24 protein-coding genes are annotated in these 22,119 nt (G+C 62.6%); 15 read left to right on the forward strand and 9 right to left on the reverse strand.

Annotation, left to right across the window (positions count from 1 at the left end; genetic code table 11):
• Nucleotides 1-51 precede the first annotated feature (51 nt).
• Nucleotides 52-918 carry an alpha/beta fold hydrolase gene (locus C9427_RS14575; protein WP_107649827.1) on the reverse strand — a complete coding sequence of 289 codons (867 nt, stop codon included), beginning with the start codon at nucleotides 916-918 and terminating at the stop codon, nucleotides 52-54.
• A gap of 201 nt (nucleotides 919-1,119) precedes the next feature.
• Between C9427_RS14575 and C9427_RS14580 the strand changes: the two genes are divergently transcribed.
• The gene (locus C9427_RS14580; RefSeq protein ID WP_245437075.1) at nucleotides 1,120-1,701 is read left to right on the forward strand and encodes a methyltransferase family protein; all 582 of its coding nucleotides are present in this window, start codon (nucleotides 1,120-1,122) and stop codon (nucleotides 1,699-1,701) included.
• Between the two features lie 62 nt (nucleotides 1,702-1,763).
• Nucleotides 1,764-2,159: a (R)-mandelonitrile lyase gene (locus C9427_RS14585; protein WP_107649828.1), complete on the forward strand. Its 396-nt coding sequence runs from the start codon at nucleotides 1,764-1,766 to the stop codon at nucleotides 2,157-2,159.
• Between the two features lie 67 nt (nucleotides 2,160-2,226).
• Here the strand turns inward: C9427_RS14585 and C9427_RS14590 are convergent, their stop codons facing one another.
• Entirely contained in the window at nucleotides 2,227-3,429 is a 1,203-nt protein-coding gene (locus tag C9427_RS14590; protein WP_107649829.1) for a pyridoxal phosphate-dependent aminotransferase, read from the reverse strand.
• A gap of 200 nt (nucleotides 3,430-3,629) precedes the next feature.
• Here C9427_RS14590 and C9427_RS14595 point away from each other — a divergent pair, with 200 nt between their 5' ends.
• The 3 genes from C9427_RS14595 to C9427_RS14605 all read left to right on the forward strand — a co-directional run bounded on the left by C9427_RS14595 (nucleotide 3,630) and on the right by C9427_RS14605 (nucleotide 6,081).
• The gene (locus C9427_RS14595) at nucleotides 3,630-4,523 is read left to right on the forward strand and encodes an EAL domain-containing protein (protein ID WP_107649830.1); all 894 of its coding nucleotides are present in this window, start codon (nucleotides 3,630-3,632) and stop codon (nucleotides 4,521-4,523) included.
• On the forward strand, nucleotides 4,520-5,374 hold the full coding sequence (locus C9427_RS14600) for an EAL domain-containing protein (protein ID WP_107649831.1): 855 nt from the start codon (nucleotides 4,520-4,522) through the stop codon (nucleotides 5,372-5,374). The genes C9427_RS14595 and C9427_RS14600 overlap by 4 nt, the downstream gene beginning before the upstream one ends.
• 95 nt (nucleotides 5,375-5,469) lie before the next feature.
• Entirely contained in the window at nucleotides 5,470-6,081 is a 612-nt protein-coding gene (locus C9427_RS14605; RefSeq protein WP_107649832.1) for a glutathione S-transferase family protein, read from the forward strand.
• Nucleotides 6,082-6,513: 432 nt separating this feature from the next.
• Here the strand turns inward: C9427_RS14605 and C9427_RS14610 are convergent, their stop codons facing one another.
• Nucleotides 6,514-6,726, reverse strand: coding sequence for a cold-shock protein (locus tag C9427_RS14610; protein WP_006338270.1), 213 nt, complete (start codon nucleotides 6,724-6,726; stop codon nucleotides 6,514-6,516).
• Nucleotides 6,727-7,022: 296 nt separating this feature from the next.
• On the opposite strand from C9427_RS14610, the gene C9427_RS14615 reads away from it, so the two are divergent.
• Nucleotides 7,023-7,352 (forward strand): hypothetical protein, encoded by a 330-nt coding sequence (locus tag C9427_RS14615; RefSeq protein ID WP_097572848.1) that lies wholly within the window; start codon nucleotides 7,023-7,025, stop codon nucleotides 7,350-7,352.
• Between the two features lie 137 nt (nucleotides 7,353-7,489).
• On the opposite strand, the gene C9427_RS14620 is transcribed toward C9427_RS14615, so the two are convergent.
• Entirely contained in the window at nucleotides 7,490-8,059 is a 570-nt protein-coding gene (locus tag C9427_RS14620; protein WP_107649869.1) for a methylated-DNA--[protein]-cysteine S-methyltransferase, read from the reverse strand.
• 165 nt (nucleotides 8,060-8,224) lie between these two features.
• Between C9427_RS14620 and C9427_RS14625 the strand changes: the two genes are divergently transcribed.
• Both C9427_RS14625 and C9427_RS14630 read left to right on the forward strand, forming a co-directional pair.
• Nucleotides 8,225-9,094, forward strand: a complete 870-nt coding sequence (locus C9427_RS14625) for a lytic transglycosylase domain-containing protein (RefSeq protein ID WP_107649833.1) — start codon at nucleotides 8,225-8,227, stop codon at nucleotides 9,092-9,094.
• 11 nt (nucleotides 9,095-9,105) lie between these two features.
• Nucleotides 9,106-9,594 carry a GNAT family N-acetyltransferase gene (locus C9427_RS14630; protein ID WP_107649834.1) on the forward strand — a complete coding sequence of 163 codons (489 nt, stop codon included), beginning with the start codon at nucleotides 9,106-9,108 and terminating at the stop codon, nucleotides 9,592-9,594.
• 415 nt (nucleotides 9,595-10,009) lie between these two features.
• Here the strand turns inward: C9427_RS14630 and C9427_RS14635 are convergent, their stop codons facing one another.
• Entirely contained in the window at nucleotides 10,010-10,354 is a 345-nt protein-coding gene (locus tag C9427_RS14635; protein WP_107649835.1) for a hypothetical protein, read from the reverse strand.
• Nucleotides 10,355-10,531: 177 nt separating this feature from the next.
• Between C9427_RS14635 and C9427_RS14640 the strand changes: the two genes are divergently transcribed.
• Both C9427_RS14640 and C9427_RS14645 read left to right on the forward strand, forming a co-directional pair.
• The gene (locus C9427_RS14640) at nucleotides 10,532-10,954 is read left to right on the forward strand and encodes a lysozyme inhibitor LprI family protein (protein WP_107649836.1); all 423 of its coding nucleotides are present in this window, start codon (nucleotides 10,532-10,534) and stop codon (nucleotides 10,952-10,954) included.
• A 290-nt stretch (nucleotides 10,955-11,244) separates the two neighbouring features.
• Nucleotides 11,245-11,991 (forward strand): DUF899 family protein, encoded by a 747-nt coding sequence (locus tag C9427_RS14645; RefSeq protein ID WP_107649870.1) that lies wholly within the window; start codon nucleotides 11,245-11,247, stop codon nucleotides 11,989-11,991.
• A 279-nt stretch (nucleotides 11,992-12,270) separates the two neighbouring features.
• Here C9427_RS14645 and C9427_RS14650 read toward each other — a convergent pair whose 3' ends face one another.
• A complete protein-coding gene (locus tag C9427_RS14650; protein ID WP_107649837.1) occupies nucleotides 12,271-12,591 on the reverse strand; it encodes a DUF1476 domain-containing protein in 321 nt (106 codons plus the stop codon).
• A 578-nt stretch (nucleotides 12,592-13,169) separates the two neighbouring features.
• Between C9427_RS14650 and C9427_RS14655 the strand changes: the two genes are divergently transcribed.
• The 5 genes from C9427_RS14655 to C9427_RS14675 all read left to right on the forward strand — a co-directional run bounded on the left by C9427_RS14655 (nucleotide 13,170) and on the right by C9427_RS14675 (nucleotide 16,108).
• Entirely contained in the window at nucleotides 13,170-13,559 is a 390-nt protein-coding gene (locus tag C9427_RS14655) for a DUF6152 family protein (RefSeq protein ID WP_107649838.1), read from the forward strand.
• A complete protein-coding gene (locus C9427_RS14660) occupies nucleotides 13,560-14,027 on the forward strand; it encodes a hypothetical protein (protein ID WP_107649839.1) in 468 nt (155 codons plus the stop codon).
• Between the two features lie 127 nt (nucleotides 14,028-14,154).
• On the forward strand, nucleotides 14,155-14,325 hold the full coding sequence (locus C9427_RS14665) for a RidA family protein (RefSeq protein WP_245437076.1): 171 nt from the start codon (nucleotides 14,155-14,157) through the stop codon (nucleotides 14,323-14,325).
• Nucleotides 14,326-14,493: 168 nt separating this feature from the next.
• Nucleotides 14,494-15,141, forward strand: a complete 648-nt coding sequence (locus C9427_RS14670; RefSeq protein ID WP_146172545.1) for a hypothetical protein — start codon at nucleotides 14,494-14,496, stop codon at nucleotides 15,139-15,141.
• 175 nt (nucleotides 15,142-15,316) lie between these two features.
• Complete coding sequence (locus tag C9427_RS14675; RefSeq protein WP_107649841.1) at nucleotides 15,317-16,108, forward strand: hypothetical protein; 792 nt, start codon at nucleotides 15,317-15,319, stop codon at nucleotides 16,106-16,108.
• 44 nt (nucleotides 16,109-16,152) lie between these two features.
• Here C9427_RS14675 and carB read toward each other — a convergent pair whose 3' ends face one another.
• The 3 genes from carB to C9427_RS14695 form a co-directional block, all read right to left on the reverse strand.
• Nucleotides 16,153-19,656 (reverse strand): carbamoyl-phosphate synthase large subunit, encoded by a 3,504-nt coding sequence (carB, locus tag C9427_RS14680; RefSeq protein ID WP_107649842.1) that lies wholly within the window; start codon nucleotides 19,654-19,656, stop codon nucleotides 16,153-16,155.
• A 371-nt stretch (nucleotides 19,657-20,027) separates the two neighbouring features.
• Nucleotides 20,028-20,954, reverse strand: a complete 927-nt coding sequence (locus C9427_RS14690) for an SH3 domain-containing protein (protein ID WP_107649871.1) — start codon at nucleotides 20,952-20,954, stop codon at nucleotides 20,028-20,030.
• A 221-nt stretch (nucleotides 20,955-21,175) separates the two neighbouring features.
• Nucleotides 21,176-21,928, reverse strand: a complete 753-nt coding sequence (locus tag C9427_RS14695; protein ID WP_107649843.1) for a metallophosphoesterase family protein — start codon at nucleotides 21,926-21,928, stop codon at nucleotides 21,176-21,178.
• Between the last annotated feature and the right edge of the window lie 191 nt (nucleotides 21,929-22,119).

A 22,119-nucleotide genomic window follows, 5' to 3' on the forward strand; every position in this document is an offset into this window, starting at 1 on the left:
TCGCTGACCCTGCATCCGCGGATGCAGGTGGCCAATGTGCTTCGGGGAGAATCAGCCGGCCTTGGTCCGGCGCGGCGCCAGCGTGGTCTCGTCCGCGCCCTGCATCGCCACTGTCTCGACAAAGCGCGCCAGCAGAGGATTGAACAGGTCCGGACGCTCCCAGAAAGGAGCATGCCCGGCACCTGATATGACGTGGCAATGCTCCCACAGCGAAGCGTAGGCCAAGGTTTCGAAATAGCCGAGGCGGACAAACGGGTCGTTCTCGCCGTTGACGATCGCGACTGGAAATGCGGCCTGCTCGACCACCTGCTTCTGGTCGGCGCCTTTGCCGGTGAACATGCCGCGCGTCACAGCGGCGCGCAACCGGCCGTCGGTGCGCAGGATGGTCTGGCGGAACGATGGATCGGCAGTGTCGCCGAAACATAGTGTTTCGAAGCGCTCGGCATCGCGTTCCGAGTAGGTCTTCTTGGATGCCAGCAGCATGTCCCAATGGGCATGGAAGCCACGCAGCATGCCGAACGGCCCTTTCGATACCGGTGGCGCGCCGGTCAGCATCAGCCCGGCGACCGCCTGGTGAAAACTCGCGAGCTCGATGGCGACATGCCCGCCAAGCGACCAGCCGAAGACGACGGCGCGGTCGATCCCCATGATGTCGAGGAGCTGAGCCGCCGATTGGGCAAGGCCGGAAATCGTATAGGCGTTCGCCGGATCGCGGGCGTCGGACGATTCGCCATGGCCGGGCAGATCGAAGGCGATCAAGCGGTGGGCCACAGCCAGGGGGCTGTCGAACTGGCGGGCGAACACGGCCCGCGAACTGCCCGAGCCATGGATCAACACAATCGGAAGGCCGGAGCCCGACGACTGGCTGAGGCGCAAATCCGCTTGCTCGGTGCGGACCGTCCGCTGGGAAACGACCATGCTGGATTAGACCCTCAGATTACCCGACGGCCAACATCGCATTCCACAGTCACTATCTTGTTTAGGTTTGTGGTTAAGAAAAGATTTCTCCGCGGCAACAAGCTATGATGAGCGAATCCGTGGGCGGGAGCATGTTTTAAATCTACGCATTTCCGAAAATCGATGCCGATTTTCGGGCTGATGAGACAACCAGGGATTCCAATGATGGACGGTGCGCTCGATCTTCTTGTCTCAATCAGCAGCATCGCGACGCTCGGCCAATATGCCTGGTCCATGCGCGCCCATTTCCAGTCGCCGACCATGCCTCCAGGCGCCATGATCATTTCCGCCGTGGTGATCGGTGTGGCGGTGTTCTTTCTGGCAATCCTGTGGATCGAACGGCAGCCGGTGGCGGCGAAGCTCGGCGGGCTCGCCATCGAACTGGCAAGCTCGGCCCTGTTCTGGTGGGCGATTGTCATTTCCCGCAAGGCGCGGCTGCGCTTCGCGTTCGACCCTGACAGTCCCGACAGTCTGGTGACCGACGGGCCTTACTTCTATATCCGCCATCCGTTCTATGCCTCCTACATCATCTTCTGGATCGGATGGGGCATCGCGACTTGGTCGATCTGGGCGCTGGTGCCCGTCGCCGGGATCGTTGCGATCTACACGATCGCCGCGCTGGACGAAGAGAGGAAGTTTTCGCGCACGGCGCTGGCCGGCGACTATGGGGCCTACCGCGCACGCACAGGCCTGTTCTGGCCGCGCCTCAACCGTGATTGGCGAAGCCTCTGGATGCGGGCTTGAACAGCCGGTTGCGCCATGGCAGGTATCGGACGAAACTGCCGTCAGCCTGAGGATTATCGACGATGAAGATCATTGCCTGCGGCAGCGTGCCTACCATCCTTGCGCCGGAGAAATATTTCACCGGCCGTGTGTTGCAGACGCCGATCATCGAGAAGGAAGCGCCGGCGCGGCTCAGGGCCGTGATGGTCAGTTTCGAGCCCGGCGCGCGGACCCACTGGCACACGCATCCGCTCGGCCAGACGCTCTATGTCATATCAGGCGCCGGCCTCGCGCAAAGCTGGGGCGAACCGATACGGGAGATCAGGGCTGGCGACGTGATCTCGTTCGCAGCGGAGGAAAAGCACTGGCATGGCGCCGGCCCGAAATCGGCAATGGCGCATATCGCCATGCAAGAGGCGCTCGACGGCGTCCACGCCGACTGGCTGGAGCAGGTGACCGACGCGCAGTATGGCGGTTGAGTCTTCTTGAACTGATATAAAAAATCCGGCCGGGCGGCCGGATTTTCATTTTACAACAATGTATTGATCAGGTCAGCGACGCCGTAAAGCGCTGGATGCGCGTGCAGGCCTCTTCGAGCAACGCCTCCGACGTGGCGTAGGAGATGCGGAAGTTGGGGCCGAGGCCGAAGGCCGAGCCGAACACGACCGCGACGCCCTCGGCCTCGAGCAGTTCGGAGCAAAAAGTCTCGTCGTTGTCGATCAGCTTGCCGGCTTTGGTCTTCTTGCCGATCAACTGGGCGCAGGACGGATAGACGTAGAAAGCGCCCTCCGGCGAGGGGCAGGAAATGCCGCGCGCCTGGTTGAGCATCGACACGACAAGATCGCGCCTGGCCTGGAAAATCGCCTTGTTCCTGGCGACGAAATCCTGTGGGCCGTTCAGTGCCTCGACCGACGCCCATTGCGCGATGGTGCAGGCGCCGGAGGTCTGCTGGCCCTGAATCATGTCCATTGCCTTGATCAGCGGCACTGGGCCAGCCGCATAGCCGATGCGCCAGCCGGTCATCGCATAGGCTTTCGACACGCCGTTCATGGTCAGCGTGCGCTCGTAGAGCCTGGGCTCGACCTCGGCGAGGGTCTTGAAAACGAAGTCGCCATAGATCAGGTGCTCGTACATGTCGTCGGTCAGCACCCAGACATGCGGATGCTTTATAAGCACGTCGGCCAGGCTCTTGAGCTCCGCCCCGGTGTAGGCAGCACCCGATGGATTGGACGGCGAGTTCATCAACAGCCATTTGGTGCGCGGCGTGATCGCCTTTTCCAGCGCCGCCGCCGTCAGCTTGAAGCCGCTGTCGATGGAGGTATCGGCGAAGACTGAGGTGCCGCCGCAGATTGCCACCATCTCGGGATAGCTGACCCAGTAGGGCCGCGGGATGATGACCTCGTCGCCTGGATTGAGCGTCGCCATGAAGGCGTTGAACAGGATCTGCTTGCCGCCGGTGCCGACGATGGTCTGCTCCGGCCTGTAGTCGAGATTGTTCTCGCGCTTGAATTTCTTGGCGATCGCCTCGCGCAGGGGCACGATGCCTGAAACCGGCGGATATTTTGTCTCGCCGCGCCGGATCGCCTCGATGGCGGCCTCCTTGATGTTGTCGGGAGTATCGAAGTCCGGTTCGCCGGCGCCCAGCCCGATCACGTCACGGCCGGCGTTTTTCAGCTCGCGCGCTTTCTGCGTCACCGCGATGGTTGCGGAAGGCTTTACACGGGAAAGGGCGTCGGCAAGAAAGGCCATGGTAGCGTGTCTCCAGGGAGCGTCGGCGCGGCCGAGAATGGCTGCGGCGCTTCTCATGTCGCATCATTCCCCGAAGTGCAAGCGCAGTCGGATGAGCCAGCGCTCAAATCCTCGGCAACAATAAATTCATCAACGGCCGGTAAACCCTTGAGTGGCAGGATCGCAATCCAATCTTGCCAGTCTCGCGGAGCGAGGAACCCTTGTCGCGCAGCATCGGGCTTGCCCATATCATCCGCCATGATGACGGCACCGCCAGCGGTGTCTGGGGTATCTATACGCTGCAAAGCGCCTTCCAGCCGATCTTCGCCTTCAAGGAGGGCAAGCTTTCGGTCGTTGCCTTCGAGGGGCTGATCCGGCCGTCTCGCGATGGCGAGCCGCAGCCGCCGATGAGTTTTTTCAGCACGTGCCCGGCGGCCGACCGCCTGCATATCGAGGCGCTGACAAGGACGCTGCACCTCTTGAACGCCGGCGCCTGCCTTCCGCAGGAGGCGTCCATCTTCATCAATTTTGACCCGTCGGTGTTCACCGACCGCGGCATCGTCGACAAGGCGCTGCGCGAGATGCGGCTGGTGCTGCACGAAGCGGGCATCGATCCGCACCGCGTCGTATGCGAGGTGACCGAGCAGAAATCGGCGTCGCAGGAGACCCTCTACAATTTCGTCGAAGCGCTCAGGGGCAATGGTTTTCGCATCGCTGTCGACGATTATGGCGCCGACGAATCCGACATCAGCCGCGTCAAGGAGCTCAAGCCGGATATCGTGAAATTCGATGCTCGGTGGATCACGCAGTTGATGGAGTCCGGCGCGGGTTTCGCGCTGCTGACGTCGATGGTGGCAAGCTTCGAGGAACAAGGCATCCGCACCGTATTCGAGGGCATCGAGGAGGGCTGGCAGCTTGAACTGGCCGAGAAGTCGGGCGCCTCGATGGTGCAGGGGTTCACGCTGGCGCGTCCCGAGCTGGCGCCGACCAGCTTTCATGTCTTCGGCAAGGACAGTCAGACGCCTGCGGCCGACGCCAATGTCGGAGTGGCGCCTGCGCCCGTGCCGTCTTCGCCGCGGCCGGCGCGGGCTTTCGGGCGCCGGGTGGCGCAGTGACCAGGCGGCCCGACAGGCGGCGCAATGTCGGCGAGGCGATCTTTGCCGACGAGGTCGGGATCGAATATGGCGTCTATGGCGCATTCCGGCTGAGGAGCGCCTATCAGCCGATCTTCGCGCCGCGCGGCAGGTTCTTGCAGGCCGTTGCGGTCGAAGGCCTGATCGAGCCGCACCGTGCCGGAAGGCCGGTTGCGCCACAGGTGTTTTTCGAAAGCCTGCCCGCGGCCGATCGGCTGTTCGTCGAGACGATGTGCCGGGTGCTGCATATCAGGAACTTCCGCAACATCGGCGTCGACGGGCTCGATCTGTTCTTCAACTACAATCCGCTGATCAACGATCATCCCGGGCGGGCGCTGGCCGAGATCAGGCTGATGACCAGGCATCTCGCCGATTTCGGCCTGCATCCGGGCATGCTGGTCTGCGAGATCACCGAACAGGCGGCCGACGACGCGCTGCTCGTCAGCCTGGTGCGCGAGATGCGGCGCGACGGCATCCGCATCGCCATCGACGATTTCGGTACCGGGCATTCGACGGAGGAGCGGGTCGCGCTGGTCCAGCCCGACATCGTCAAGATCGATGGCACATGGTTCGCGGAATTCTGCCGCCATGCCGCCGCCGAACGATTTTTCCGGCCGTTGGTTTCGGCGTTGCACGACCGCGGCACCAAGGTGCTGGTCGAAGGGATCGAGCGGGCCACCCATCTGCGCGTGGCACTCGATGGCGGCGTCGATCTCTTGCAGGGTTTTCATCTGGGGCGGCCGGCATTGGCCGGCACGGTCTTCGACGAGGAGCCGCTGTCCATCGACAGGCTGCTCGGCATGGATGCCAAGGTCATCCCGTTATTTGGGTGATGCATCAGCGGCGCTGATGGTCGCGCCAAAACAAATCACTGGATCAGGCTGCGGCTGCGACGATAATTGCGCCGGAGTGGCCGCAGGGGAACAAAATGACCATACTCTATGGAATGATCGACAGCGGCAATTGCTACAAGCCGCGCCTTTTGATGGCGAAGCTGGGCATGGCCTTCACCAATGTCGAGGTGAGTTCCCATACCGGCGAGACGCGCAAGCCCGATTATGTCGCCAAGAACCCCAACGCCATGGTGCCGCTGCTGGAACTCGACGACGGCAGGCGGCTCGCCGAATCCAACGCCATCCTGCTCTATCTCTCCGAAGGCACGCGCTTCCTGCCGGCCGATAGATACGAGCGCGGGCTGGCCTATCAATGGCTGTTCTTCGAGCAATACAGCCACGAGCCCTATATCGCGGTGCGCAGGGCGCTGCTCACCTTTCCAGAACGGGCCAAGGATGCGACACCCGAACGGCTGGCAGTAACGCTGGAGCGCGGCAACAAGGCGCTCGGCGTGATGAACAAATATCTGGAAGGCAATGCTTTCTTCGCCGGTGCGGCGCCGAGCGTCGCCGATATCGCGCTCTACGCCTATACGCATACGGCAGAGATGGGCGGCTTCCAGCTCGACGCCTATCCGGCGGTGGCGGCCTGGCTGAAAAGGGTCGAGGCCGATCCGGGACATGTGCCGATGGAGTGGGTGGGGTAGGTGACGTCGGCGATTGGCGAAAGCTGTGACACAGCGTCCTTCTCCCCGTCACTATACGGGGAGAAGTGCCCGGTAGGGCGATGAGGGGCAGCGGACACCTCAGAACTACCTCTCGATAGCTACCCTGAAAAGCTGGCGCCGCCCTCATCTTGCTGCCGCCATCTTCTCCGTATAGAGACGGGGAGAAGGACGCTGCATTGCCGGTTTCGCCAACTGGCAGCGTCAGGAATCCGCACAAACAAAAAGGCGGGACAAAATCCCGCCTTCCCATGCTTGGTAGCCTGACTGGAGCGTTTTGGCCGGGCCGTCAGCAATCTGCTGCTTCGGCTGGTCGGGTTCTTTCCGCTCCGGCGCGCTTCTCGCGCGACCGTCAGTACATCCGTGACTTGCCGCGCGCCCCGAGCTCTCGCCCGGCGCGCGCCATTTTCAAAATCAGGCTGCCTTGCTCAGAGACCCAGCGGACGACTTGCCAGTGCGGCGGTCCTGCTCGATCTCGAAGTTGATCTTCTGGCCTTCGACCAGGGTCGACAGTCCAGCGCGCTCGACTGCGGAGATGTGGACGAAAACGTCCGCGCCGCCCGCGTCAGGCTGAATGAAGCCGAAGCCCTTGGTGGAATTGAACCACTTGACCGTACCAGTTGCCATTTCGATAGTCCTTCACATTTGCTTTAGTTTGACCAGACCGAAGTCCAGCCGGTGTGCATCGAGATTTTGGAGATAGACGTCAGCAAACGCGAATATCGCGAGGCCCGGATCGATCGGCCGAAATATCAATGGAACGCATATAGGCTGGTTTTGCGCGAAAAACAAGTCTTCGTGAGAATGGCGCTGACGCGGCGCCGCCCAACGGCCGCCCCAATCGCATGAAAGCGTTGAGGAATTGCGCGTCGGGAAGAGGGCAACATACCTTCGGGCGCCGGTTCGGTTTTGGGAGAGGAACCATGAAAACTGTTCTGCTTGCCGCCTGCCTGACGCTTATAGCCGCCGAGGCGCAGGCGATCTCGCGCTATGACCCGACCCGCATGAGCTGCGACAGGGTGCGGGCGACGATCGCCCGGCAGGGTGCGGTGATCCTGCGCTACCAGTCGCCGCGCGTGCCGGGCCTGGCGCTCTACGACCGCTATGTGCGGGACGAGCGCTTCTGCAACATGGGCGAGGTGAGGGCGCGGGCCTATGTGCCGAGCGCCGATGCGAAATCCTGCCCCGTCTACACGTGCAAGCGGCCGGATTTCGACCGGCATTTCCGCCGCCGCATCCTCAGGCACAACTGATGCATGTCGCGCAAAAGCATGCCCTCGGGCTTGAACCGAGGGTGTGCAGCGGTTTTGCGATAACGACATGCATGAAACAAGAACTTAAAGCGCGTCGCATGAATCCGTTCAAACGCGACGCGCTTTAAGGCGCCGGATCAGAAACCGAACGACACCTGCGCCGACGGCGGTGGGCCGACGCGCACGCCTTCCATTGCCAGCATCTTTTCCTTGGTGGTCGAGCCGCCGGGGGCGGAAAAACCGCCGATCTTGCCGCCGGCGGCAAGAATGCGGTGGCACGGAATGACCAGCGGCACCGGGTTGGCGCCAAGCGCGGCGCCCGTTTCCCGCGCCAGCCCGGCGTGGCCGGCGCTTTTGGCCAGTTCACCATAGGTGGTGGTCTCGCCAAAGGCGAGCTTGCGCGCGGCGTCGTAGATGGCGAGGCGGAAATCGTCGATGCCGGCGAGATCGACCGGCACGCCGGAGAAATCGACGTCTTCGCCTGACGCATAGGCCTTGATCGAGGCGATCAGTTCGACAACCCAAGGCGGCTGGACGGTGGAGGGCGAAACGCCGGGGTGGCGCAGCAACCGGCGCTCCACCGCTTCGCGACTGCGTTCGGGCAGGCAGAGCCGGATCAGCCCGGTTTCGCTCCAGGCAATGCCCATGAAGCCGATCACTGTTTCTAACACTGCGTGGCCGGCGGTGATCGAAGCGGGGGTTTCCATGGCATGTTCTCCAGGCAAAACGACGAAAAACAGGTACATATCCAGAACAATATGGCATCGGGACCTGAGTCCCGCCACCCGAAAACCGCCAGCCCGCCCCGATTGCGGCCCAAGAATCGCTGGTGTAAGGGATTTCTTAACAACCGAACCGGACCCGAGCGCGGCTTGCCAGCAAAATTCAATCTCATCGCGATCGGCGTGGTCGTTGCGGCGGCCGCCCTGGCCGGCTGCACGTCGACCTCGCAGGTCAAGCCCGCGCCTTCCTTCACCGAACCGGCCGCTGCCGCCGGCGCCGACGCAGGTTTCGCGCTGGCGCTGCCGGACACGGTTTCGGTGCTGCCCGAGCCCTCCGGCAACAAGCCGGTGCAGACGGCCGCGCTGTCGGCGGAACCCGCCGCGTCGCCCGCCGAGCCCACTGCGGCTTTCGCCGGATCGACGCCAGGGGCCGCAGCCATGCCTGCCGTCATGACCAGCAAGGCCGCCGCCATGCCGGTCAATGCGCCGGTCTATACCACCGCCGGGCTTGTCGTGCCGGCGACCGCCGGGAAAGCCGGCATGCCCGGGGTTCAGCAGGTGGCCTATGTCGTGCCACAGAATCCCGCCGTCCTGGCTCCGGTCGGTTCGCCGGAAGTGCCCGCGAGAGGCCCGCGCGCCGAGATCGAGCGGCTGATCGAGAAATATGCCGCGTTCTACCAGGTGCCGGTCGACCTGGTGCGCCATGTCGTCAACCGCGAGAGCACGTTCAACCCGAAAGCCTATAATCGCGGCCATTGGGGGCTGATGCAGATCAAGCACGCGACGGCACGCGGCATGGGCTATGACGGGCCGGCCAAGGGCCTGTTCGATGCCGAGACCAATCTGAAATACGCGGTGAAATATCTGCGCGGCGCCTGGCTTGTTTCTGATGGCAACGCCAAGCGCGCCGACTGGCTCTACCAGACCGGCTATTACTACGACGCCAAGCGCAAGGGCCTGCTTGAGGCGACCGGCCTCGGCATCGACCGCAAGCGGCGTCGCCTGCAGCCCGATGCCTGAAATTGAATAAAATGCCTGAGCCGCGCCCCCCGGCGCCAAACGACATCAGGCTGCGCAAGATCCTCGACGAGACGCTGGTTCCTCCGCGCTGGCCCGAAGGCTTCATCATGCGCTGCTTCGAACCCGCCGATGCGCCGGCCTTGCACGCGCTTTTGACCGAGGTGTTCGACGACGGCGCCGATGGGCCGTTCGACGAATGGTGGCCGCGCGTCTCGGGCGACGCGGAATTCGATCCCGCTCTGTGCTTCCTGGTCATCAACGACAAAGGCCGGCTGGTGGGCGCGGCGTTGTGCTGGACGCGGGCCTTCGTCAAGGATATTGCCGTTCATCCCGAAGCGCGCGGCCGGGGCATCGCCGAGGCGCTGATGTGGCACGCCTTCGCCGAATTTCACGAGCGGGGCGCCGCGCATGTCGATCTCAAGACCAATACGGTCGAGAACCCCGCCGCCGTCAGGCTCTACGAACGGCTGGGTATGTTCGAGGTTGCCTGGGAAGGTTAAAGCGCGTCGCGTTTGAACGGATTCATGCGACGCGCTTCAAGTTCTTGTTTTCATGCATGTCGTCATCGCAAAACCCTGCACACCCTCGGTTCAAGCCCGAGTGCATGCTTTTGCGCGACATGCATTGGTTCTGCCCTGACGTTGCGGAAAGTGCATCGTTTGTGAACCGCTTCACATAGATCGCCAAGGGCAAATGCTAACCACCTGCCACGCCGGTCGGTCGGGGTTACGAGCGGAAGGTGTCGGAGGGGCTGCACCGGCATGTGTCAGCCACACTCCACGGCGGGTCCCGAGAGTTTGCGGGGGGTTCTCCCGAGGCGGGGTTCGGGATCCGCCACCTTGTATCTTCCTGTTTCGTATCTTCGGTTTCCCGACCCAACCTGCTTGTCTATCGTTCAAATGTCATTCACGTCGTTCAAATATCGGGCGCGTTGCCGATCTTCTGCTTGAGGTCGAGCGCCCAGGCGCGGCCTTCGTCGCCGCCCCACAAAAGCCAGGCGATATAGCCGGCCGACGGGTCTTCCTCATTGTCGTAGTTGCGGCCCTTCTTGTCGACCTGGTGGCGGGCGAAGTAGCTGACCATGCGCCGGATCGTGGAGGGCGAAAGCTTGTCGCGGTTCTTGAGCTCAGTGGCTCGCGCAACCCCGACCTCGGTACCGCCACGGCCGAATATGCCGCGCAGCCGGAGGCCCCTGGCGGCATTGTCGGCGACGATCTGCGGACAGCGCAGGTCGATTTCGTCGTTGTCGGCTTCGCGCATGATTTTCCCCCTGATATGGACCTATAGACCTGAACGAAGAATGCGGCAGGAAGTTTCCCCTGCTTCGCGCTCGTCGGAAAGGAACTGTCCACCAAGGCGACAAGCCGCATCTTGCCTGTGTTCGCCCCATCGTTAAACTTTGTTACGGCGGGGGCTCTCGAAAACCGGAGAAACACGATGCGGCTTTGCAAAACCGGCCTGGCCACCTTGATCCTCGCCGTTCCGCTGTTGACGAATGCGGCGCGGGCTGCCGACGATTGCGCCAATGCGATGGATCAGGCGACGATGAACGAATGCGCCGGCAAGTCGCTCGCCGCGGCCGACAAGAAGCTCAACGATGCCTACAAGCAGATCGAGGGCCGGCTGAAGGACGATGCGGCGGGCAAGAAGCTGCTGATCGCAGCGCAGCGCGCCTGGGTCGCTTTTCGCGACGCCGAATGCAATTTCCAGGGCGGCCCACGCGACATGGCCGGCAGCATGTATCCGATGGTGGTCGCCGGCTGTCAGGAGGAACTCACCAACAGCAGGCTGAAGGATTTCGAGGGCTACCTTAACTGCCAGGAGGGCGATACCAGTTGCCCGGTACCGGCGGCACAGTAGCTTCGGCCGATTGGTAATCGCATAGGGGCCCCCCTCATCCGGCCGCTTCGCGGCCACCTTCTCCCCGAGGGGAGAAGAGCTGGCGCCGGCGATCTCCTCTCCCCTCGGGGAGAGGTCGGATTGCCCCGAATTGCCCTTCGCAATTCGGTTGGCAAACCGGGTGAGGGGGCTTCTGCGGCCCGTGTGCGCAAAAATGTCGGAACCGTCCTTCGTCATCCGTCCTTGAGAGGCAAGGCGCGTTGCCGGAACCTTGGCGCGCGTCGTCAAAATCCCAGGAGACGGAGATGACGATGATCAGCTTTCCCAACGAGACCAGCGAATACCGCACCGCCCGCGAAGAACTTCTGCGCAAGGAGATCGAGCTGCGCCGCGCCATGGAGGATGTGGCCGTCGCCCGCCGCGCGCTGCCCAAGGGCGGGCTGGTGCCGCGGGATTATGTGTTCGACGGGCTTGGTCCCGACGGCAAGCCGGCGCGCATAAAGCTGTCGGAGCTGTTTGCGCCTGATAAGGACACGCTGATCCTCTACAACATGATGTTTCCGCGCCATCCGCAGGAGAAGCGCGAGGTGGCGAGCAGCGGCGGCACGGCGAAGCTCGCCCGGCAGGACCAGCCGTGCCCCTCCTGCACGGCGCTGCTCGACCAGTTCGATGGCGCCGTCGGTCATCTCGAGGCAGCCGGCTTCAATTTCGCCGTGGTCGGCAAGACCGCACTGGAAAACATGCTGACGCTCGGCGGTGACCGCGGCTGGAAAAACATGCGGCTCATTTCCTCGGCCGGTAACGACTTCAAGCGCGACTATCACGCCGAGGCCGAGGACGGCGCGCAACTGCCGCTGCTGTCGGTGTTCCATCGCGATGCCGACGGCATCCGCCATTTCTGGTCGTCGGAGCTGGACTTCGCTCCAACCGAGCCCGGCCAGGATCCACGCGGCATCGGCACCTGCGAGACGCTGTGGAACCTGATGGATTTTACGCCGAAGGGCAGAGCTCAGGGCTGGCAGGAACAGTTGCAGTATGGCGAGGCGTGCTGCCACTGAGTGGCCTTCCCTTCTCCCCTTGTGGGAGAAGGTGGATCGGCGCGCAGCGCCGAGACGGATGAGGGGTGCTGGAAGAAATGAGGCCTTGGCAAATGTGCCTCTCGGCGCTGTTGGGCGGTTGTGAGTGGCGTAACGCCAAGCTGGAACACCCCTCATCCGACCTCGCTGCGCGAGGCCACCTTCTCCCACAAGGGGAGAAGGGAGGGCGCTTCAATCTCCGCGCAACCTCGCCGCCAGCAGCGCGTTGGAAACCAGGGTCTCTGCCGGACCGAGCGGTGCTCAGCCCGTCTTGATCTGCTCGACCGCTGTTATCAGGAGTTCGGCCATGGCGCCGCGAATCTGAATATCGGTGAGGGCGACGCCGGCTGCGTCGAAATCGGCGCGCACCTTGCGGAACACATCGTCGTCACCGGCCTCTTCGAAGTCCGAACGCACCACCTCCTTGGCATAGGCGTCGGCGTCCGCGCCTGATTTGCCGAGCTTCTCGGCGGCCCACAGGCCGAGCAGCTTGTTGCGGCGCGCCATGGCCTTGAACTTGGTTTCCTCGTCCATGGCGAACTTCTTTTCGAAGCCTTCCTGACGGTCTCTCATGCTGGTCATGGTTTGCCTCGTTCGGGGGTTTGAGTCTCCGACCTTCATCCGGTGGACAAGAAGAGCGGTGGGTAGGGGAACATGGCGTGCATGGATGTCATTGGCAAGGCCGGACCGTTCATTCCGCAGGGCAATCGCTTCGGTTTGCGCTGCGCCTCAACGCGCTGCCTTCCTGCGCTGGCGATTAGCGAAAGCCGTAGCGAAATCCAATCTCCCCCTTGCGGGGGAGATGCCAAGTGATGGCAAAGAGGGCAGGACAGAGGGAAGGATCGCGGCTTCATTCCAGCTTGGGTTCCTCTCCCCCATGCAATGGGGGAGAGGTGGCTCGGCGAAGCCGAGACGGAGAGGGGGTTGCGCCCTACGAAGGCCCCCTCTCCGGCCGCTTCGCGGCCACCTCTCCCCCGCTTCACGGGGGCGAGGAACCCAGGTCTTGACAGGCCGGCGGGACAGCACCCCCTCTGCCCTGCCGGGCATCTCCCCCGCAAGGGGGGAGATCGGCAGCTTCGCCGAGGGCCTCCGTCCCGATATGATTTGACGTTGCCGCGCCGTGGCCTACTCTACACGGGGATGAACCGAGGAGACGAGCGATGCAGTCGCCTTTCAACGGGATTCGTAGCGTCACGCTGGCCGCTGCAGCAATCCTTGCCGCCGGCACCGCGGCCTACGCTCATCACGGCTGGTCGTGGACCGAGGACGGGTTTTTCGAACTCAAGGGCAGGATCACGGCCATCTATATCGGCAATCCGCACGCCACGCTGGATGTCGACGCTGAGGGCGAGGCCTGGCGGGTGGAGATGGCGCCGCCGTCGCGCACGATCGCCGCCGGCTTCACCGAGGAGGTCGCCAAGGTCGGCGACGAGGTGACCGCGATCGGCAACCGCTCGCTCGACGAGAAGGAAAAGCGCATGAAGGCCGTGCGCATCATCGTCGGTGGCAAGACCTACGATGTCTATCCCGACCGCGTGCCGCCGGCCTGAATGGACGGGCTGCTGGCCGGCATCGAGCAACTCGCTCTCGTCAAGGGGCTGAAGGCCTCCTTCGTCGCCTACCCCATCGTCAACGCGCTGCACATAATGTCGATCGGCGCGCTGCTGACCAGCGTCATGCTGATGGACCTCAGGGTCATCGGCGCCTTCCGCTCGCTGCCGCAGGCGGCGTTCGTCGCGCTGCTGCGCCGGGTGGCATTCTGCGCATTCGCCGGCGCGCTTGTCACCGGGGCGCTGCTGTTTTCGGTGAGGGCGAGAGAGTATGCGGCGATGCCGGTTTTTCTTGCCAAGATGGGGCTGATTGTTCTCGCCGGCGTTAACTTCCTTGCGTTTATGCGGTTGTGCCGGGCGGGAGGTGGCGAGGAGCCGGCCGGCGGGGGCGCTGTTGCGCTGGCGGGGCTTTCGCTGGTGCTCTGGATGTCTGTGTTGTTCGCCGGACGGTTCATCGGGTTTCTCTGACTAAACCGAGCGTCGGCACTGGCCTTCCCGAGGCGGGCAGATAAGCTCCCTGCAAACTCAGGGAGATTGTCATGAAGAAGGAAGTCATCGAAGTGCAGGTGATGTCGGCAAAGGTGCTCGGCCTGCCGTGCTCGACCGCGATCAGGGCCAACGGCTTCGTATTCATCTCGGCGACGCTGCCGGTGGATACGGCATCTACGCCGTCAATTTCGGTTTTTACAACGCCATCGACCGGGTCTATGCGAAGTATTTCAGCGCGAACCCGCTGGCGCGCAGCTTCGTGCCGGTGGCGTCGTAGCCGATGGAGTTCGACATCGAGATCGAGTGTGTCGCGGTGGCGTGAGGTTAGTTTCCTCTCCTCTTCTCCCGCTGAGCCGTCCGCCTAGCCACGTTAAAGTAAAGGGATACAGAGGCATCGCCTCGGTGTCGATCAGCTTGATCGAGAGGGTTTCCGATCCGATGGGGCGTGGCAGATACAGACAACGTCTATTTGGACACAAAAATCATTGCAACTTATCCAGAACCTGCTACATCTATCCGTGAAAGGATGGTTGCAATGAATGGAAAGCGGTCACGCGAAGCCCTTCTTGAATTCCTCGACTACCTTGCGAGAAAAGGTTTGATGAACACGACGACTGCCCGCTCACGCAAGGCATCGGCGAACAAGGTGCTGTCTATACTTGAAAAGGATGAAGCGGAAGACGTCACAATTTTGGATCTAGATCAGCTTCTTGTTCGGTTTTCGAATATTTCTGGTTCAAACTATACGCCGGACAGCCTGAATACATATAAAAGCAGGATAAAATCGGCGATTGACGATTTTAAAAACTATCTAGACAATCCGATGTCTTTTAGGCCGTCGATCCAAGCATCGGGAAGGAAATCTTCTGAAAGGCCGAAATCGGTTAACGCGACAGACAGTAAGTCGCTCGACGAGGCTCCTCAAAAAATATTCGCGAACTTTTCAGCAGCCCCGCCTACTTCAGTTTCGATACTGCCTATCCCTATTAGGCCGGACTTGACGATACAAGTGCAGGGACTGCCCTACGATCTGACGCCTGCGGAAGCGAACAAGATCGCGAACGTAATACGCGCAATGGCGTCAACAGATTGATTCCCGGTCCAAACGGGAATTAAGCTCAGCCCAGCTGAGACCACGGGAGCCGCTGGCTCGGCGTCCAAAGCCGATGTCCAGCGGCCCTCTTGCCCGTCTAAATTCAGGCCGAGAGACTATAGCTCATAAGCCCAATTGTCGCAAACCGACTTGCCTCGAACCAAATTGGTATTCAATGACCGCCCCAGACGCGAACCGGCAGAAGGAAGCATGGCGAGAGATTGACAGTATTTTTTCAGACGCGAAAAATACGTGGGTTATTCACTACTCTTGCGAAAGTTTCTATGATCGAGCTGAGGGGCGTTCGCCTAGGGTAACCTCTATTGCAGTTCGCAAGTTAAGTGATGCGCAGACGCACTCGTTCTCTATCCATCAAATTGCAGAACGCCAAGGTGTGGCTTTTGGGGAAATTGAGCAGCATTATGATCGATTGGAACGCCTCATGCTGGACGCGTTCTTTTCGTTTGTCGGCTCGTACCGGAACAGCCACTTCATGCACTGGAATATGCGCGATGCGAACTATGGATTCGCGGCAATCGAGCATCGGTATACAGTTCTTGAAGGTTCGCCTGTTGTAATTGACGACGAGCGAAAGCATGATTTATCGAGGATTATCATAAATATATATGGGAAAGGCTACATATCGCACCCGCGAATGGAGTCCTTGATTGAAAAAAACCAGATACGACCTTTGGATTTCATGACAGGAGCGCAGGAAGCAGCAGCGTTCGAAGAGCGAAATTTTAGCGGACTGCATCAATCCACGTTGCGTAAAGTGGATATTCTAGCGAATCTTGCAACCTTGGTTAAGGATCGTTCTCTAAAGACGAATACTACACGCTGGGAGATGCATGGCGGTCGCATTCGGACGAGCGTCTCTTGGGTTCTTGAAAACAAACTTGTTGCTTTTTTTGCCAGTATCGCGAGCATTGTTGGCTTAGGCTTGGCAATTTACGCTCTGAAGTAGCAATCCCAACCGCTCCTTTTCTCCGCAAACGGGGAGAAATCGCTTCAGGCAAAATACTCCTGCAGCGGCCTGACCTCCAGGCTCCCCGCCCGCAGCGCCGCGATCGCCTCCGCCACCGCAGCGGCACCTGACAGCGTCGTGTAATACGGCACTTTCTGCATCAGCGTCGCGCGGCGCAGCGACTTTGAGTCCGACACCGCCTTCTGGCCATCAGTCGTGTTGAAGACGATCTGGACCTGGCGGTTGCGGATGGCGTCCTCGATGTGGGGGCGGCCTTCCAGCACCTTGTTGATCTTTTCGGCGACGACGCCGTTTTCGGCGAGGAAGCGCTGGGTACCTGAGGTCGCCAGCACCTTGAAGCCCTGGCCGGCGAGGCGCTTGACCGCCGGCAATATGCCCTTCTTGTCCTCGTCGCGCACCGAGACGAACAGCGTGCCCGCGCGGGGGAGATCAACACCCGCCCCTAGCTGGCTCTTGGCGAAGGCCAGCGCGAAATCGCGGTCGAGGCCCATGACCTCGCCGGTCGAGCGCATTTCCGGGCCGAGCAATATGTCGATGCCGGGGAAGCGGGCGAAGGGGAAGACGGCTTCCTTGACGGCGATATGGCCGGGATTGCGTGGGTCGGGCATGGCGCCGTAATGGGCGAAGGCGTCTTCCAGGCTCTCGCCGGCCATGATGCGGGCGGCGATCTTGGCAATGGGACGGCCGATGGTCTTGGCGACGAAGGGCACGGTGCGTGAAGCGCGCGGGTTGACCTCCAGCACATAGACCGTGCCGTCCTTGATCGCGTATTGCACATTCATCAGGCCGCCGACATTGAGCGCGCGGGCAAGGGCGGCCGTCTGGCGCTCCAGCTCGTCGACCAGCTCCGAGGGCAGCGAGTGCACCGGCAGCGAGCAGGCACTGTCGCCCGAATGGATGCCGGCCTCCTCGATGTGCTCCAATATGCCGGAGACGAAGGTCGACTTGCCGTCACACAGACAATCCACATCGACCTCGATGGCGCCCGACAGATACGTGTCGAACAGCAGCGGGTTCTTGCCCAGCAGCGTGTTGATCTGGCCGGTCTTGTCGTTGGGGTATTTCTGCTTGATGTCCTCCGGCACCAGGCCGGGCACGGTGTCGAGCAGATAGGTCTGCAGCATGCCCTCGTCATGGATGATCTGCATGGCGCGACCGCCCAGCACATAGGACGGGCGCACCACCAGCGGGAAGCCGAGCTCGCCGGCGACGAGGCGGGCCTGCTCGACCGAATAGGCGATGCCGTTCTTCGGCTGGCTGAGGTTCAGCTTGTGCAGAAGCTTCTGGAAACGGTCGCGGTCCTCGGCCAGATCGATCATGTCGGGCGAGGTGCCGAGGATCGGGATGCCTGCCTTCTCCAGCGCATCGGCGAGCTTCAGCGGCGTCTGGCCGCCGAACTGGACGATGACGCCGACCAGCTCGCCCGCCGCCTGCTCGGCGCGCAGGATCTCCAGCACGTCCTCGGCTGTCAGCGGCTCGAAATAGAGCCGGTCCGATGTGTCGTAGTCGGTCGACACGGTCTCGGGATTGCAGTTGATCATGATCGCTTCATAGCCAGCGTCGCGCAGCGCAAAGGCGGCATGGCAGCAGCAATAGTCGAACTCGATGCCCTGGCCGATGCGGTTCGGACCGCCGCCGAGGATGACGACCTTTTTCCGCGCTGACACTTGCGCTTCGTTGGCGAGCGCGCCGGCGAAGGGCACCTCGTAGGTCGAGTACATATAGGCGGTGGGCGAGGCGAACTCGGCGGCGCAAGTGTCGATGCGCTTATAAACCGGATGAACGTCGAGCTTTTCGCGAATCTTCTGAATCTCTTCCGCGTCGGTCTTCGTCAACGACGCGAGGCGGGCGTCGGAGAAACCCATCGCCTTCAGCATGCGCAGATTGGCGGCGTCCTCGGGGATGCCGTGCTCGCGGATGCGGGCTTCCATGGCGAGGATGCCGGCGATCTGTTCGAGGAACCACGGGTCGATCTTGCACATGGCGTGCACGTCTTCCAGCGAGGTGCCCATGCGGATCGCCTGCGCCACCATGCGCAGCCGGTCGGGCGTCGGCGTGCCCAAGGCGGCGCGGATGGCGTTGCGGTCGTCGACATGGCTGGCCGGCGCGCTGCCATGGCCGATGCCGGGGATCTCGATCTCGTCCAGACCGGTCAGGCCGGTTTCCAGCCCACGCAATGCCTTCTGCAGCGATTCCTGGAAAGTGCGGCCGATGGCCATGACTTCGCCGACCGACTTCATCGCCGTGGTCAGCACCGGCTCGGCGCCGGGGAATTTCTCGAAGGCAAAGCGCGGGATTTTCGTCACGACATAATCGATGCTCGGCTCGAACGAGGCCGGGGTCGCTCCGCCGGTGATGTCGTTCTCCAGCTCGTCCAGCGTGTAGCCGACGGCGAGCTTGGCGGCGATCTTGGCGATGGGGAAGCCGGTCGCTTTCGAAGCCAGCGCGGATGAGCGCGAGACGCGCGGGTTCATCTCGATCACCACCAGGCGGCCGTCGGCCGGGTTGACGGCGAACTGCACATTGGAGCCGCCGGTCTCGACGCCGATCTCGCGCAGCACCGCGATCGAGGCGTTGCGCATCATCTGGTATTCTTTGTCGGTGAGCGTGAGCGCTGGGGCGACGGTGATCGAGTCGCCCGTGTGCACGCCCATCGGGTCGATGTTCTCGATCGAGCAGACGATGATGCAGTTGTCGGCCTTGTCGCGGACAACCTCCATCTCGTACTCCTTCCAGCCGAGCACGCTTTCCTCGATCAGCACTTCGGTGGTCGGCGAGGCGTCGAGGCCGGACTGGACGATCTCGTAGAATTCGGCGCGGTTGTAGGCGATGCCGCCGCCGGTGCCGCCCATGGTGAAGGACGGGCGGATGATGGCGGGCAGGCCGACATGGTCGAGCGCTTGTGCCGCGATCGCCATGCCATGGCTGATATAGCGCTGCTTGCGGTCGCCTTCGCCGAGGTTCCAGCGCGTCTCCAGCGCGTCGAGCGCGGCGTCGAGATCGGCCGGCTTCTCGGCCTTCAGCGCGGCGCGCTCGGCCTCATGCGTCTTGCGGTCGGCGTTCTTGACGTCGGTGGCGTTGGCCAGCATCGACTTCGGCGTTTCCAGGCCGATCTTGTGCATCGCCTCGCGAAACAGCGCGCGGTCCTCGGCCTTGTCTATTGCCGTGGCGTCGGCGCCGATCATCTCGACATTGTAGCGCTCGAGCACGCCCATGCGGCGCAGCGACAGCGCGGTGTTCAGCGCGGTCTGGCCGCCCATGGTCGGCAGCAGCGCGTCCGGCCGCTCCTTGGCGATGATCTTGGCCACGACTTCAGGCGTGATCGGCTCGATATAGGTGGCGTCGGCCAGTTCCGGATCGGTCATGATGGTGGCCGGATTGGAATTGACCAGGATGACGCGGAAACCCTCTTCCTTCAGCGCCTTGCAGGCCTGGGTCCCGGAATAGTCGAACTCGCAGGCCTGGCCGATGACGATGGGGCCGGCCCCGATGATCAGGATCGACTTGATGTCGGTGCGTCTTGGCATGGTTTTAGAGTTCCGTCGGCGGGCGGCTTGCACGAAAAGCCGGGACGGGAAGACCCGGCCGGTTGTGCTCGCGATTCTGGTATCAGGCTAGGAGGGCCTTATAGGGAAGAGTTTTGCTGGATGTAACCCCGAAAATGCGGGTTGATGCGAGGTGCACAGCTGGGCAAACAAGCGTCTCATTCCGTCGCGCCCCCCTCTGTCCTGCCGGACATCTCCCCCACACGGGGGGAGATCGGCCTTCACGTTTGATTTCGCCAATCGCCAGCCTCGAAAAAGGGGCGCTGTCGGCGAAACAGCCAATCTCCCCCCTCGTGGGGGAGATGTCCGGCAGGACAGAGGGGGGCGCTGTCCCTCCAGCGTTTCGAATCTACCTAACCTCCGGTTGCCAGGGCGTCAGGAATCTCGAAGCGCTCCGAAACGCCGACGCGGATCATGTTCAGGGTGCCTTCGCGGGTGAAGCGGAACTCGCCGGATGCATCGGAACCGGCCGGCAGGCCGGCGGCGAAGCTGATGACGCGCGTGCCGCCGTCGGGCCAGGTCACGGTCACGGCGGCCTTGCTGTCGCCCTGGCGCACGATGCTCACGTCGCAACTGGTCATCGGCTGGCCGACATAGCGCGCGCAGGGAATCCTATTTTTGGCGCCAGCGGCTGGTGGACCCGGTGGCTGCAGCCGCGCAACCGTTTGTGCGTCGGCCGGAGGCGCTGCGTTGACAGCGAAGTTCTGGTTGGCACCCGCCGCAGGCGCCTGCCCATCCGTCTCGCCGGTCGGCGGGTCTCCATTGCCCGAAAGCGCCAGGCGGTAAGCATCCTCGATGGCGGCCTTGCCGATTGCCTCGGCGGGAGTCGGCGGGGTTTCGGCATCGGTGCCACCCAGGCGTTCCGTCAGGTCGGGCAGCGGCGCAGCCAGCGCGGGGTTTGCGGCCCCGGCAGCCATGGTCGCGCCTTCACCAGTCGTTTCCATGTCGGCCACTGGCTGGGGATTGGTCGAACTGAGGTAGCGCGCGGGAGCCCATCCCATCATTTGCGGATTGTCGGTCATCGCGACCTTGCACCATTGATGACCGTTGACGTCGTTGCAGCCGAGATTGTTCAGGCTCGACCCATTGGGCAGGCGGGCCTGGATCTTGCCGCCTGGCGAGGGTTTGGCGCGGATGTTCAAGAGATCGTCCGGAGCCAGACCCGTCACGATGGAGACAACCTCAGCCTCCTGCGCTCTGGCCGGCAGCGCCGTCGGCAGCATCGCCATCAAAAGCGCGGCGAGCAGCAGCGTCTTTGGGACCGTAACTGTGCGCCTCATCATCTGGCCATGGACGATTGCATTACCGAAGGCGCGGCCAGGCACGGAAGTGCTGCCGCATGCCGAGCGATTTATAAGGGACGACATGGCGCCATGTAAGTCGGAAAATATGGCCACGGCATGAGCAAACGGACCTAGTTCAGTGGGCATATGAGCTTCGCTCAGCCCGGAGGTATGAACTCGTTCCTCGTTCAACCCGGGGGTATGAACTCGTGCCTCGCTCAACCCGACATTAACCCGGTGCGCAGCGCGTGGGCCCATTCGGGCCTTCCCGCCTGTTCGGCCTGTCGCGCGGCCGCCTCGTGATCGTAGTCGACGGCAATAGAATCGAAGCGGCCGCGGTGCTCGCCGAGTTCGACGATGCCGTAGCGCGCATGCGGGGAGCCTTGTTCGGAGACATGCGCTGGTGGCGTATCGTCGTAATAGGCGGGGCAGCCGCTGCTGCCGGGGTTGAAGATGACCGGACCGCCGGGAATGCGGATCAGATCGGCGCGATGGCTGTGGCCGCACAGCACGATGCGGCAAGAGGGGTCGAGCCCCTTCAGCCGTCGCTTGATGGCGGCCAGCGGCGCGCGCACCAGCTGGCCATCCGAGATCGCGTCGGCCAGGTATTTTTCGTCATGGTCGGGACGTGCATGGAAGGCAATGACACCGGGCGCGACCTCCAGGGTGAGAGGAAGCGCAAACAGCGCCTCGCGCTGCGCCGCCGTCAGCCGCTCCTGCGCGTAGCGGTCGGATGGCCACATCTGGTCGTCGGCCGGGTCGACGGCGACGCGGCGGTCGTGATTGCCGCGCACCGTCGGCAGGTTGAGCGCTTCCAGCCGCTGCATGGTTTCGCGCGGCCACAGCGGGCCGGAGACGCAATCGCCGAGATTGACGATTAAGTCGGCGCCGCCGCGCTGCTTGAGATCGTCAAGCACAGCGTCGAGCGCCAGCACGTTGCCGTGGATGTCGGCGAGGACGGCGATGCGCATGGGAGGCTCCGGTTGTGAGGTAGCGTTTCCTCGCCCCCGCGAAGCGAGGGAGAGGTGGCCGCGAAGCGGCCGGAGAGGGGGCTCTTCGCGAATGAAGCGTCGAGGAAAATCAAACTTCTTTGAACGATCGGGGAGCGTCAAGGCCCCCTCTCCGTCCCGGCTTCGCCCGGCCACCTCTCCCCCACTCTCGT

Origin of the sequence: Mesorhizobium helmanticense, from assembly GCF_003034915.1 — a bacterium.
Lineage (GTDB): Bacteria > Pseudomonadota > Alphaproteobacteria > Rhizobiales > Rhizobiaceae > Mesorhizobium > Mesorhizobium helmanticense.

Bases quoted from the DNA above. Each gene is read 5' to 3' on its own strand.
- C9427_RS14585 (WP_107649828.1), top strand. From the start codon at position 1,764: ATGAAGATCATTGCCTGCGGCAGCGTGCCTACCATCCTTGCGCCGGAG.
- C9427_RS14660 (WP_107649839.1), top strand. From the start codon at position 13,560: ATGGACGGGCTGCTGGCCGGCATCGAGCAACTCGCTCTCGTCAAGGGG.
- C9427_RS14630 (WP_107649834.1), top strand. From the start codon at position 9,106: ATGCCTGAGCCGCGCCCCCCGGCGCCAAACGACATCAGGCTGCGCAAG.
- C9427_RS14640 (WP_107649836.1), top strand. From the start codon at position 10,532: ATGCGGCTTTGCAAAACCGGCCTGGCCACCTTGATCCTCGCCGTTCCG.
- C9427_RS14610 (WP_006338270.1), bottom strand. From the start codon at position 6,726: ATGGCAACTGGTACGGTCAAGTGGTTCAATTCCACCAAGGGCTTCGGC.
- C9427_RS14635 (WP_107649835.1), bottom strand. From the start codon at position 10,354: ATGCGCGAAGCCGACAACGACGAAATCGACCTGCGCTGTCCGCAGATC.
- C9427_RS14580 (WP_245437075.1), top strand. From the start codon at position 1,120: ATGATGGACGGTGCGCTCGATCTTCTTGTCTCAATCAGCAGCATCGCG.
- C9427_RS14605 (WP_107649832.1), top strand. From the start codon at position 5,470: ATGACCATACTCTATGGAATGATCGACAGCGGCAATTGCTACAAGCCG.
- C9427_RS14615 (WP_097572848.1), top strand. From the start codon at position 7,023: ATGAAAACTGTTCTGCTTGCCGCCTGCCTGACGCTTATAGCCGCCGAG.
- C9427_RS14690 (WP_107649871.1), bottom strand. From the start codon at position 20,954: ATGAGGCGCACAGTTACGGTCCCAAAGACGCTGCTGCTCGCCGCGCTT.
- carB (WP_107649842.1), bottom strand. From the start codon at position 19,656: ATGCCAAGACGCACCGACATCAAGTCGATCCTGATCATCGGGGCCGGC.
- C9427_RS14575 (WP_107649827.1), bottom strand. From the start codon at position 918: ATGGTCGTTTCCCAGCGGACGGTCCGCACCGAGCAAGCGGATTTGCGC.
- C9427_RS14675 (WP_107649841.1), top strand. From the start codon at position 15,317: ATGACCGCCCCAGACGCGAACCGGCAGAAGGAAGCATGGCGAGAGATT.
- C9427_RS14645 (WP_107649870.1), top strand. From the start codon at position 11,245: ATGATCAGCTTTCCCAACGAGACCAGCGAATACCGCACCGCCCGCGAA.
- C9427_RS14655 (WP_107649838.1), top strand. From the start codon at position 13,170: ATGCAGTCGCCTTTCAACGGGATTCGTAGCGTCACGCTGGCCGCTGCA.
- C9427_RS14695 (WP_107649843.1), bottom strand. From the start codon at position 21,928: ATGCGCATCGCCGTCCTCGCCGACATCCACGGCAACGTGCTGGCGCTC.
- C9427_RS14650 (WP_107649837.1), bottom strand. From the start codon at position 12,591: ATGACCAGCATGAGAGACCGTCAGGAAGGCTTCGAAAAGAAGTTCGCC.
- C9427_RS14620 (WP_107649869.1), bottom strand. From the start codon at position 8,059: ATGGAAACCCCCGCTTCGATCACCGCCGGCCACGCAGTGTTAGAAACA.
- C9427_RS14590 (WP_107649829.1), bottom strand. From the start codon at position 3,429: ATGGCCTTTCTTGCCGACGCCCTTTCCCGTGTAAAGCCTTCCGCAACC.